Origin of the sequence: Aliamphritea hakodatensis (assembly GCF_024347195.1) — a bacterium.
In the GTDB taxonomy this organism is placed as follows: Bacteria; Pseudomonadota; Gammaproteobacteria; order Pseudomonadales; family Balneatricaceae; genus Amphritea; species Amphritea hakodatensis.
Genome location: NZ_AP025281.1, coordinates 1651550 through 1663623, shown reverse-complemented (window position 1 = coordinate 1663623; position 12074 = coordinate 1651550). Strand labels below are relative to the sequence as shown.

Annotated in this window: 11 protein-coding genes; 7 read left to right on the top strand and 4 right to left on the bottom strand. The window is 52.4% G+C overall.

All coding sequences use genetic code 11. From position 1 onward, the window contains the following. Positions 1-134 precede the first annotated feature (134 nt). Positions 135-911, top strand: coding sequence for a hypothetical protein (locus PCI15_RS07585; protein ID WP_271273727.1), 777 nt, complete (start codon positions 135-137; stop codon positions 909-911). Between the two features lie 12 nt (positions 912-923). Here the strand turns inward: PCI15_RS07585 and PCI15_RS07580 are convergent, their stop codons facing one another. Beyond that, positions 924-1808 (bottom strand): SEL1-like repeat protein, encoded by an 885-nt coding sequence (locus tag PCI15_RS07580; RefSeq protein WP_271273726.1) that lies wholly within the window; start codon positions 1806-1808, stop codon positions 924-926. A 498-nt stretch (positions 1809-2306) separates the two neighbouring features. Between PCI15_RS07580 and PCI15_RS07575 the strand changes: the two genes are divergently transcribed. The 3 genes from PCI15_RS07575 (at position 2307) to PCI15_RS07565 (ending at position 6068) form a co-directional block, all read left to right on the top strand. Continuing rightward, the gene (locus PCI15_RS07575) at positions 2307-3305 is read left to right on the top strand and encodes a glycine betaine ABC transporter substrate-binding protein (RefSeq protein ID WP_271273725.1); all 999 of its coding nucleotides are present in this window, start codon (positions 2307-2309) and stop codon (positions 3303-3305) included. A 394-nt stretch (positions 3306-3699) separates the two neighbouring features. Then, positions 3700-5184: an alanine/glycine:cation symporter family protein gene (locus tag PCI15_RS07570; RefSeq protein WP_271273724.1), complete on the top strand. Its 1485-nt coding sequence runs from the start codon at positions 3700-3702 to the stop codon at positions 5182-5184. A 197-nt stretch (positions 5185-5381) separates the two neighbouring features. Then, positions 5382-6068 carry an HAD family hydrolase gene (locus PCI15_RS07565; RefSeq protein WP_271273723.1) on the top strand — a complete coding sequence of 229 codons (687 nt, stop codon included), beginning with the start codon at positions 5382-5384 and terminating at the stop codon, positions 6066-6068. An 82-nt stretch (positions 6069-6150) separates the two neighbouring features. On the opposite strand, the gene dctP is transcribed toward PCI15_RS07565, so the two are convergent. The 3 genes from dctP to PCI15_RS07550 form a co-directional block, all read right to left on the bottom strand. After that, positions 6151-7167 (bottom strand): TRAP transporter substrate-binding protein DctP, encoded by a 1017-nt coding sequence (dctP, locus tag PCI15_RS07560; protein WP_205658452.1) that lies wholly within the window; start codon positions 7165-7167, stop codon positions 6151-6153. A 201-nt stretch (positions 7168-7368) separates the two neighbouring features. Next, the gene (locus PCI15_RS07555) at positions 7369-8211 is read right to left on the bottom strand and encodes a hypothetical protein (protein ID WP_271273722.1); all 843 of its coding nucleotides are present in this window, start codon (positions 8209-8211) and stop codon (positions 7369-7371) included. A gap of 144 nt (positions 8212-8355) precedes the next feature. Beyond that, entirely contained in the window at positions 8356-9258 is a 903-nt protein-coding gene (locus PCI15_RS07550) for a LysR family transcriptional regulator (RefSeq protein WP_271273721.1), read from the bottom strand. Positions 9259-9354: 96 nt separating this feature from the next. Between PCI15_RS07550 and PCI15_RS07545 the strand changes: the two genes are divergently transcribed. From PCI15_RS07545 to PCI15_RS07535, 3 genes are all read left to right on the top strand, one after another. Continuing rightward, positions 9355-9864 (top strand): lactoylglutathione lyase family protein, encoded by a 510-nt coding sequence (locus tag PCI15_RS07545; protein ID WP_271273720.1) that lies wholly within the window; start codon positions 9355-9357, stop codon positions 9862-9864. Positions 9865-10213: 349 nt separating this feature from the next. Next, a complete protein-coding gene (gene hpf, locus PCI15_RS07540; protein WP_271273719.1) occupies positions 10214-10591 on the top strand; it encodes a ribosome hibernation-promoting factor, HPF/YfiA family in 378 nt (125 codons plus the stop codon). Positions 10592-10816: 225 nt separating this feature from the next. Beyond that, positions 10817-11986 carry an alpha/beta hydrolase gene (locus PCI15_RS07535; RefSeq protein WP_271273718.1) on the top strand — a complete coding sequence of 390 codons (1170 nt, stop codon included), beginning with the start codon at positions 10817-10819 and terminating at the stop codon, positions 11984-11986. The last annotated feature ends 88 nt before the right edge of the window (positions 11987-12074 follow it).

Below are 12074 nucleotides of genomic sequence, written 5' to 3'. Positions count from 1 at the left end.
CGGCTTGTTGAAAGCAGCGATCTCTCTCCTGCGTTGGCAGCTCAGTCACTGAGCTGCCTTTTTTATTCCCACCTCGCCTAAGCATCCACTGCTACACTTAAAGTCCCCGAACAGATCTTTAAGAGGTACCGGCTATGAAATCACCGGTCAGACAACAACTCGGGTCGGTTCTTCTGGCCTCAGCTTTTATTTTTTTACCTCTAGCACTGGATCACCTGCCCAGTGTGGATACCCAGAGTCAGGCGTTTGCTAAAAACGGTAACGGCGGCGGTAATGGCGGCGGTAATGGCGGTGGCAACGGCGGCGGTAACGGCGGCGGTAACGGCGGCGGTAACGGCAAAGGCGGCGGACATGGCAACAGCAGTGACAACAGCGCCGGTCCGCAGGGCAATAAGAACCTCAAATCGCTTTCGGCGAAAGACAAGACCTCCGGTGAAAAACTCAAAGGCAGCCTCAATGCCGCACACGCATCGGCAACCGCCAGAGAACATGCTGCGCCTCACTCCCGGGTCGGCCAGATTGCCACCTATGAAAAACTGGCGCTGGCCACCTCCCTGACCGAACAGGATGCGCTGGATATAGAAGATATCCTCACTCAGCTGGAAGATCCTGAATTAACGCCGGAAGCCCGTAAGGCCCTCCAGCAACAGCTGGCGGATATTGCCGACAGCCTGCCAGATGACGGCGAGACAGATCCGGATTCAGTTGAGACACTGGCCAGGGCCGCTGAAACCACCCTTCAGGGCGCCAGCAATAAAGCGCTCGATGAAGAGAATAAAATGCTGGACGCCGTGAATGAGCTGTTAGGCATTTCCTCACCCAACGCTGTTATTGATGCAATCAAGTCACCCGAAGAAGATACAGAAGAAAACACTGGCGACCCTGTCACGGATGAACAACCCGCCAGTTGATATGAACTGACATCAGCCGTCGCCGGCCGCACTGGCTGGCGACGCTGCCGGGTGCTGAATTAACGCATCCCTTAATGCATTTACCAGTGCAGTATTCACGGCAGCTGTATTGCCCGCGAGCCCTTTTGCCTGACGAAACTGACCAATCGCCTGGCGGGTAACCGGGCCGATCCAGCCATCAGCATTTCCGGAATCATATCCCAGCCGGTTCAGGGCATGCTGAATAAACCTTACCTGCCCCCGGGGCACACTGCTTTCTTTCTGAACCTGTCGCCAGCCGGACAGTAACTGTTTGCCTTCAGCCAGCTGGCTGGCCGATAAACGCGGCTGCAACCGCCTTAGCAGATCGGCTGCTGATTCATCCCCGGCACGTTTTGCCAGACTCAGCCAGGCCCATGCTGCGGGTAAATCCCGGGGCCAGCCCAGCCCGGCAGCATAGGCAATCCCCAACTGATATTGCGACTCTACATGCCCCTGATCTGCCGCTCTGGCCAGCCAGTGAATACCCCAGGCCTCTTCGGCATCCACGTCCCGCCCGTTCAGATAGATATCCCCCAGACGAAACTGGGCTTCTGGCTGCCCGTTTGCAGCGGCCTTTTCCAGCCAGAACAGCCCGGATGAGTAACTGACACGGCCACCTTTACCGTTAAAATAAGACAGAGCCAGCAAGTACTGAGCATTCGCGTGGTCTTTATCTGCGGCCTGACGAAACGCCTGACGGGCCGCCACCAGATCCTGATGCTGACTGTCAGCTGTATGCTTTAAACCCAGCCGGTAATAATATTCGCCACTGCTGACAGTGGGGCTCACCGTTTCAGCCGGCGCCTGTTCCTTTAACGGAAGCCAGTCGAACTGACACCCGGATACACTGATCAGGAAAAAAACCACAATTCCCATGCGCCAGAAACGGCAAGTTCTGTTGTTACCACTGCTCTCAGACATCATCGCTCCCGGGTGGATGTATTAGTCACAAGCTAGTACAGCTTATCCTGTGCTTCAACCGCCACTTCCCCAGTCTGAAACCTCCCCCCGGTAATGGCAGGCACAGATACAAACTCAGATCAGACGTCACAACAACTTACTGTTCAAAATGAAACTACACCCCATACAGTATTTTTTTACGTGCCAGATTTCCGGCAGAAATACCCCTGCAAAAACTGAAATTATGACGTTCAGGTAGAACAAAACAGCGTAATTATTCAAGCGGCTTCCAGACACAATCCCCAATACTAAGGCTCATCACACAGCAGCAGTCTGTCGCTTGCGGTCAAATACAATGCGCATTCTGACGAAACCGTACTGATTGCTCTGTAATACTGCCTGCAGATCGGATATTTCAGTTTGCATAAACCGCTGATCAGCACCTTATAACGATAAAAAAACAACGGAGTATTTATGACCCTATTGAAGCAATCAGTAGCCGCCGTCACCCTCGCCCTGGCATCCGGTATGGCAATGGCCGAATGCGGTGACATCGTCGTCGCCGAGATGGACTGGGCATCTGCCGAGTTCGCCGCCAACCTGGATAAGATCATCCTTGAAGAAGGTTTTGGCTGCAGTGTCGATCTGGCGCCGGGCGCAACGGCAACCACACTGGCCTCAATGGAGTCGAAAGGCCGGCCACATATTGCGCCGGAATTCTGGTCTAACGCCGTACGCGAACGGCTACAACAAGCTGAGGATAACGGTCAGGTGATCGTGGCAACCAAACTGATTCCTGATGCCGCCGACGGCTGGTATGTCTCCAAAAGCATCGCCGATGATTATCCGGAAATTAACAGCATCGATGACGTGCTGGCCCGTCCGGAACTGTTCCCGAATAAAGAAAACCCGGGGAAAGGTACCTTCGTCAACTGCCCGTCCGGCTGGACCTGCCAGATTGCCAACACCAACCTGACCAAACCCACCGCCTATAACTTTGAAAAAGCCGGTTTCATCGCGCTGGATCCGGGATCAGCAGCCGGTCTGGATGGCACCATTGCCAAGTCTTATGACCGTGAAGAAGGCTGGTTCGGCTACTACTGGCAGCCATCATCTGTACTGAGCAAGTACGAGCTGAAGCGCCTGACCACGGATGCCGACATCAATGATGAGCACTGGAACAGCTGTATCGCCAAAGAAGAGTGTGACACACCACAGCGAACTAACTTTACACCGACCACAGTGAACACCATTGTGACCACCGGATTCGCCGGCGACAACCCGGATGTAATGGCGTACATCAACAAGCGTGCCTATACCTCAGATGAAGTAGGTAAGGTGCTGGTGTACATGAGTGATAACCAGGCTGACGGTGAAGACGGTGCAATCTACTTCCTGGAAAACCACGAAGAGATCTGGACTAAATGGGTTACCCCGGAGATCGCCAACAAGGTGCGTCAGGCAATTAACTGATCCCGCCTCTCCCGAAGCCGGCCCTGTGCCGGCTTCGGCTTCAGTCAGACCATCCTGACTTCAACTCCTTTCACTTTGATATATAAGCATTTTATAATCTAAGCCATCTTCAGAACACAGTTTGCCTGCCCTGAGACCTTTGACTGACCCGCATTTCACCTTCCCGCCTTTCTGTTCCGCTCAACATTTCGCCATTTAAGTAATAAAGACTTACAAATCATACATATATAGACAAAACAACCACATAAAGTCCTGTTTCAGAGAAAACACCCACAACACACGGGGTAGAATGGCCGCGGTTTTCTCCGCCAGTTTTCCGGCGTTTGCCGTCAAGTGCCCTGACCGTTAAATCCGGCAACTGGCCAGTAATAATAAATATTGGAGTTTTGTCTCAATGCAAGCATTTGTCGATTTTATGAACGGCATTATCTGGAGCCCGGCGCTGATTTATCTTTGCCTGGGTGCCGGTCTTTTCTATTCCATCATGACCCGTTTCGTACAGGTTCGCCTGTTCCGCGAAATGTGGCGCTTACTGTTCTCCGGTAAGAGCTCTGACAAAGGTATCTCTTCGTTCCAGGCACTGGCGGTTTCGCTGTCTGGCCGTGTCGGTACCGGTAACATCGCCGGTGTTGCCGCTGCGATCGGTTTCGGTGGTCCGGGTGCTGTATTCTGGATGTGGGTTGTAGCTTTCCTGGGCGCCGCTACCGCTTACGCAGAATCCACACTGGCACAGATCTATAAGGAAGAGCAGGATGGCCAGTACCGTGGTGGTCCGGCTTACTACATCGAAAAAGCGATGGGCCAGAAATGGTATGCGTGGATCTTCGCGATCGCGACCATCCTGGCCTGTGGTGTGTTCCTGCCGGGCGTACAGTCCAACAGTATCGGTAACGCTGTAGAAACCGCATTCGGTTCCGGCGACATGATCGAAACCGCTATCGGTACCCTGAGCTTCGCGAAAATCGTCACCGGCACAGTTGTTGTTCTGGTACTGGGCTTCATCATCTTCGGTGGTGTTAAGCGTATCGCGAACTTCACTCAGGTCGTTGTACCTTTCATGGCACTGGCTTACATCATCATCGCTACCGTGATTGTTCTGCTGAACGTAGACATGCTGCCGGAAATCTTCGGTATGATCATCGGCGATGCATTCACACCAATGGCTGGCCTGGGTGCTGCGATTGGCTGGGGTGTTAAGCGTGGTGTTTACTCCAACGAAGCCGGTCAGGGTACTGGTCCTCACGCAGCCGCTGCTGCTGAAGTAGACCACCCTGCTCAGCAGGGTCTGGTTCAGGCGTTCTCTGTATACATCGACACGCTGTTCGTATGTACTGCAACGGCGCTGATGATCCTGATCACAGGTGCTTATAACGTTCACGGTGCCGGTGATGCCTTCCTGGTTCAGAACCTGGCGGCTGATGTTGCAGCAAACAGCCCGGCCTTCACCCAGACCGCAATTGAAAGCGTCCTGCCAGGTGTCGGTAGCCCGTTTGTTGCTTTCGCTCTGTTCTTCTTCTCGTTCACCACCATTCTGGCGTACTACTACATTGCCGAAACCAACATCGCGTACATCCAGCGCACGCTTCACATCCCTGGTCTGAAGATGATGCTGAAGATTGTTCTGATGGCTGCAACCTTCTACGGTTCGGTGAAAACAGCCAACCTGGCATGGGGTATGGGTGACGTAGGCGTAGGCATGATGGCCTGGCTGAACATCGTCGGTATTCTGATCATCTTCTTCATGGCCCGTCCTGCAATTAAGGCCCTGAAAGACTATGAAGAGCAGCGTAAAGCCGGTGTAACCGAGTACACATTTGATCCTAAGAAACTGGGCATTAAGAATGCTAAATTCTGGGAAGACCGTATCAGCAAGAAATAACTGATACTGTTTAGTGTGATATCAAGGCCGCGATCATCGCGGCCTTTTTTTATGCCGCCAGCCCCTCTGATTCCACCCTTTTCTGCCCCACATAATCCCCGCCAAAAATTTCTCTAACCCCGGAACCTAACCCAACCGGATCATTCAAACCTATAGCGCATACTCAATATACTGAAGGCAAACCACAGGGATGAAACATGGATACTTTTGAGCTGATAATTTTTGATTGCGACGGAGTTCTGGTCGACAGCGAGCGCATTGCCAATGAAGTGTTCGCCGGCATTCTTAAGGAAAGTTGCGGACTCACGCTGAATCAGGCTGAAATGTTTGAACTGTTCGTTGGCCGCTCGGCGAAACAATGTATCCAAACCCTCACCGATCTGCTGGGTCACCCACCGCCGGCAGACATACAACACCGCTATGAGCAGGACATCAATATTGCCCTGCGCACGTCGGTAACAGCGGTTGAAGGCATCAGGGAAGTGCTTGAAGGTTTACAGCTACCCTACTGTGTTGCCTCCGGTGGCACCTATGCGAAGATGCACATCACACTGGGGAAAACCGGCCTGCTCCCCCTCCTTGAAGGCAGGCTGTTCAGCACTTCTGATGTTCACGAAGGCAAACCCCGGCCGGATATATTTCTCCATGCGGCAGCCCGTATGGGTGTCACCAACCCGGCAAAATGTCTGGTGATAGAAGACAGCCCGCCGGGAATACAGGGTGGCATTCATGCCGGGATGACGGTATTCGGCTATGCAGAATGCATGAACCCGCAAACCCTGCGGGAAGCCGGTGCGCACCTTATTTTCAATGATATGCGACAATTACTCCGGCTTAACAATGGCCGCTGGCCGGACAGCATTTTCACAGATAAACAGCGATAACAGACGCAAAAAAGCCGCATCCCTGCGGCCCGTTTGCACAATCCCTTGCACCGGAATCCTTACCGGTCATCCCTGCAAATATTTATACCCGGCCAGCGGCCTGTGCAGCGGCTGTCAGGGCAGCAATCGCCTTGCTGTTACGCTCAGACTTTTTCGCCTCATCCTTCCAGACGGACATGGCTGCAGCAGTCAGCGCGTTGGAATCTTCTACCGGCAGCGAAGCAAATTCAAAGATGCCCTCACCGTTTACATCCATACAGCCGTTCACGTTCCAGGCGTGCATATCTGTTGCATGCTTAGCGTAGGCCAGTTCAATGACCCGACGCTGGTCATCACTCATAGAATCCCATTTCGCCTTATTGATCAGCATACCGTCGGCATAACCCGGGTTAATCATGTTCAGATAGGTGTAGTGCTTCGCCGCTTCATGCAGTTTCAGCGCTTTATATTCCAGTGAGCCGCCGTAGATCACACCGTCAATAGCACCTGTAGTCAGTGCCACATACAGTTCCTGACTCGGCAGATAGACGGTCGGAATATCAAACTTCTCCAGAATGGAGGCAACCGTCGCTGTCGCCCGGATCTTCATATTTTTCAGATCCGCCAGACTCTTAACCGGCTTGGTGGTCAGCAGGTCGTAAGGACCGCCAAACACAGGGCCCAGATAATGCACACCTTTTTCTGCATAGGCTTCAGCAATCAGGTCAGACAGACCTTTTGCCTTGTGCAGATACATGGCTTCATCAAAGCTGGTCCAGGCACCGGGAATGCCGGATTCGATCTTGGCGATGTCCAGCTGGCCGGCCCAGTAGCCACCATAGCCCTGACACATGTCCAGCGTACCCTTGGATACCGCTTCCAGCATCTGGTCATTCGCCACCAGCTCACCACCACGGAAACGGCTGATACGAACACTTTTGTTAGAACTGGTTTTCACATCATCCGCAAACGCTTTATACAGGTCGTCGGTTTCAGTGCCATACAGGGTTTGCATCCGCAGACGAACTTTATCAGCAGCCTGGGCTGAACCGGTTGCCATCGCCAGTGGAGCTGCAGCCATGCCGGTGGCCGCTACTTTCAGCAGATCTCTTCTCTTCACGTGGGTGGTCCTTTTGTTATTGTCGTTATGGCGCTGGGCCGTTATGGGCAAATGCCCGGTCACCGGCGTATTATCCCGCGACAGACACAAATAAGGGTATACCCCCATAAGGGGATGACTCCTAACCTGTTGTTAAACAAAAGATTATTGAAAATCAAAAGAGAAAAAATTCGACCTTAGTCGCAGACAAAACCAGCCTTTTCAGAGGGCGATCTCATGCTGGAGGAGCAGTTTTGTCAGATGTTTATCCAGACGGCCAAGATCATCAGGCCGCAGATCAGCCACTTCAGACTTATGCAATGCATAATGGTTTTTACGGGCCATTTTCTGCGCCAGCTGATTCGCTGTCAGAGAATCACACCAGAATTCCAGAAAGAGGCCGGCATCCGGCAAATAGAAATCCGCCTGCTGCCCCGGTAACTCCGGAATATTCATATGCGTGGTGAAACGGATATTTGCCAGATACAGCCAGTTGGCTATCAGTGCCGCCCCCTGATTGTCCATCATACGGCCATCCAGCGTTCTGACTCCCTGAATATCCCCGGAGCTGTCTTTACCCAGGGCGACATTCAGGCGCTGTTCCAGCAAGGCATTGGTCTGCACCGATTTCTGCCACAACACTTGCGGCACACCGGAGTCCTGATCTTCATGCTGTACCCCGCCCTGCAGTTTACCGGCGGCGGTTAACTGCCAGCCATGCAAATGCGGCTTCATCCACCCCAGTTCAGTGAGCAAACGTTGCATCATCAGCGGGTCGTAACTGAAATGCTCGGCAAGGTCCTGGTAATTCAGTAAGCGGGCTTCAAACTTCACCAGTGCCGGGTGCTGGCGCACCGACTCCGGCCAGACAATGTAGGTGCCAAACTTATCACTGGTATGGTATTTACCTTTCTCGAACTCACCTTTAGTGGTGAGTTTCCACTGATCATCCTCACGGCGAATCCAGCCTAATGCAGCCAGCTCAGCAAACATCTGCTTACTGGTTTTATCCAGCGCTCTGGCCAGCGCAGAGGTCGATAATCCCCGTGATGAATCCTTTGTCATTGGTTCTTTCCTGAAGCCTGATTACACCCGTCCATAGTGCCACAGGGAGTATTCCGCTGTTAAGAAGAATCACCGTAAAAACAATTCATCCGGGCTTAAAACTATTACCGCCAAATGCCCCGTCACCTTACCCGCCTGCGGACTTCAACCTGACGCGTCATCTTCAGCAGGAACCGTCCGCAGCTGTTCCCTGATCAGCGCGCGAATCGGCTGATAGCGCAGCGGCAGATTACGGTGTTTCCGGGTAATCAGATAAACGCTTTCATCAGTGGCCGTTGCCAGACGGGCCGTACGGATCATATCCCCGAACGGGCACACATCCAGCGAAGACTTCGGAATCACCGTGAATCCCAGCCCACGGGATACCGGTAATAAAATCTGGCTAAGCTGATTGATATAGCCTGACTGTGGCACCGACTGCATGCCTTTGAAATCCTCAGCAAAATTCGCCTCTAACACCTGAATCGCGTAATGATGGCCATCCGGATGATTAATAAACCCCAACGCCATCAGGCTGTCCCAGTCTGCTGCAACATCTGCCGGCAATACCAGACACAGCCGGTCAGCGCCGACCTTCTCCTGTAGCATCTCCGGATCATGCACCGGCTGGGTAATCAGGCCAATATCAGATTCTCTGTTTCTGACTCGCTCGGCAATGGCGGCATTGGGTGCCGCCTCCACGCTCATCTTCAGCCCAGGATAACGGGCCTGCAGACTCAGTAATTGCGGATACAGCAACATCGCCATGGAACCGGAACAGGCCAGCCGGCATTCACCGCTCTGCTCATCATCCTGTGCAATGGCACTGAGCAGTTCCGACTCAGCATCTGCCTGCTGGCTGGCATACTCACAGAGCAGCTCCCCGGCCTGCGTTAACTCGAAGCTTTTTCCCTGACGGTCTAACAGTGCCGTCCCCAGTTGCGCCTCCAGTTTCTGAATATGCTGGCTGACACCCGGCTGGGTCATATGTAACTGCTGAGCGGTGTGTGTGAAGTGGCGGGTTTGCGCCAGATGCACAAAGGTTCGCAGATATACCGGATTAATCATAACAATATGTTATCAAATAAATCATTAATGATAATTTCATATTAACACAATCAATTCATACACTGCGCTCAAAATTAATTCTGTGGAGCAAAGATCATGAATGTTACAGCCCCTTACCCCCGTACGTTTTCCCATATCGGTATCTCAGTACCGGACCTGGAAGCAGCCGTTAAGTTTTATACTGAAGTACTGGGCTGGTATTTAATTATGCCCCCCACAGACATTACCGAGGATGACAGCCCCATCGGTGAAATGTGTACCGATGTATTCGGCGCCGGCTGGGAGTCGTTCAGAATTGCCCACCTGTCCACCGGCGACCGGATCGGCGTTGAGCTGTTCCAGTTTAAAGGCCAGCAAAACCCGGAAAACAACTTCGAATACTGGAAAACCGGTATCTTTCACTTCTGTGTTCAGGACCCGGACGTAGAAGGGCTGGCGGAAAAAATTGTTCAGGCCGGCGGCAAAAAACGTATGCCCAGACCCCGCTATTATTTCCCGGGTGAAAAGCCCTACCGGATGATTTATATGGAAGACCCGTTCGGCAATATTCTGGAAATCTACAGCCACAGCTATGAACTTCACTACGCCTCGGGTGCCTATAACTGAGCCACCGTATACCGCCTGCCGCCGGTATTCTGCCTGAATACTGGCGACAACCTGATGCGCGGGTTTCCCCTCTTCCGCCGCAAGCACAGCCGAGGGCTGACGTCTTTTACAGGCCGTAATCATATATCGACTCAACGTGTTACAAAGAGTTCATCTGTTCAGTATTTTTAACAGCCAGAACCCTGCAAAACCTTGATCTGCGTTGTTTTGTAAGAAAAATTACACATTTTGACCACAGGCACTATTGCAATTTTTTTTAATCGGAGCATTCTGTAAGTGAGCCTGTCACGAAGGACAGTAGGTTTGGCAGGCGGAGACGTGTCCGAGTTTTTTGCAGTAAGGGTTATATATGAATATAAACATCACTAATCGCAATGACAAAGTTTCAGACGCAACACGGGAAAAAATAGAAAGTTGGTTACACGAAAGTCAAAAGCGCTATAACGTCATTACCAGCGCACAAGTCACCATTGAAAAATCAAACGGCAAAGAGGAAGTCGTCGAAGCGACTGTCCATGCCACCGGTAAAGATCTGTTCGCCAAAGCCAGCCACGAAAATCTGTTTGCCGCGCTGGATGCACTGAGCAGCAAAATCGATAAACAATTAGCCAAAATCCGCGATATTCAGACCAACAAGAAAGGGACGAGCAAACCGGTTGAAGAATCCGCTGAAACAATGGTTGATGATGAGGATGACACCGATTACGAAGAGCAGTACTCCGCGTAACGCTGTTAGCCAGCACTGAATCAGAAAGGCCGCACACTGTGCGGCCTTTTTTGTTGCCATTCACAGCCCTGCCCCCTTAAGACCCACCTGACTTTCCCCTGCTCAGATCCGGCCACACTGAATACAGGTTCAGAACCGCAGAGATTTAACATTTCTTAACACCCTTTTTACTTTGTCTGGTGTACAAAGAGAGACACACAATCACAATTACCTTTTGTACCGGCTATGCTAAAACGAATATTTCCGCTTCTGACCCTGCTTCTGCTCAGCGCCTGTACCCAGGTCAGCGAGCAGAGCCCTTTACACACGGCATCTGCCACCTTGCCTGAATACCGACAGACTGATTTTCAGACCTATATACAGGATACCCGTACCTGGTTGGAGCAACAGCGGGTATTCGTCTCAGCAGATAAGCAGGCAGAGCTGGATGCCAACACACCTTACGAGCTTCCGCCCGCAAATGGACTGCCACCCCGTAAAGGAATACTGCTGGTACACGGTTTAGGTGATTCGCCCTTCTTTTTTCGCGATATCAGCCAGGCACTGAGTCAGCAGGGCTTTCTGGTGCGCACCCTGTTACTGCCGGGCCACGGCAGCCGGCCTGCAGATCTGATGCTGGCAGACGCCGATGAATGGCAGGCAGCAGTCAGCCATCACACCCGGCTGTTGCAGCAACAGGTTGATGAAGTCTGGCTGGGGGGCTTTTCAACCGGCGCCAATCTGGCAACCTCCGAAGCACTGAGCAATGATGACGTCAGCGGATTACTGCTATTCTCCCCGGCAATCGTGCCGGAATCCGCCATGACTCACTTATTGCCCGTGGCTAACCTGTTCAGCAACTGGCTGGATCAGGACTCCTCAGACGGCAACTACACCCGTTATGGCTCACTGACTACCAACGGCGCCACCCAGTATTACTACACCACCCGGCAGGTTCGCCAGCAGCTGGCAAAAAGTACCTATAAAAAGCCGGTTCTCATCGCCCTGAGCGCTGATGACAGTGTGGTCGACTCTGAAGCCGTAAAAACCCTGTTTGAACAGCGCTTCAGCAACCCGGACAGCAAACTGTTCTGGTTTGGTGAAACCGCAGCACCGGCCGACCCGCGCATCAAAGTATTAGCCAGCCAACTGCCTCAGTTACAGATCAGTAACTTCTCTCATATGTCACTGCTCTTCGCCGCCAACAATCCTTTCTACGGCCGTAACGGCAGTCACCGGGTCTGTGAAAATGGCCAGACTGAAGCAGCAGAAAGGCTATGCCCTGCCAGTAATGACCTGTGGTATTCCAACTGGGGTTATCAGGAAGCCGGCAAGGTACACGCCAGGCTGACCTGGAATCCTTATTTTGAGGAATTGGTCAGTGGGATGGCATCAGTAACCTCTGCTAATCTGTAAGTTAGCCGGGTAGTTACACCGAGGTTCCGGCGAGATCACAGGTTGTTACAGGTACAAAACAGAGACCGGAGCCGGCGCCTGCTAATTT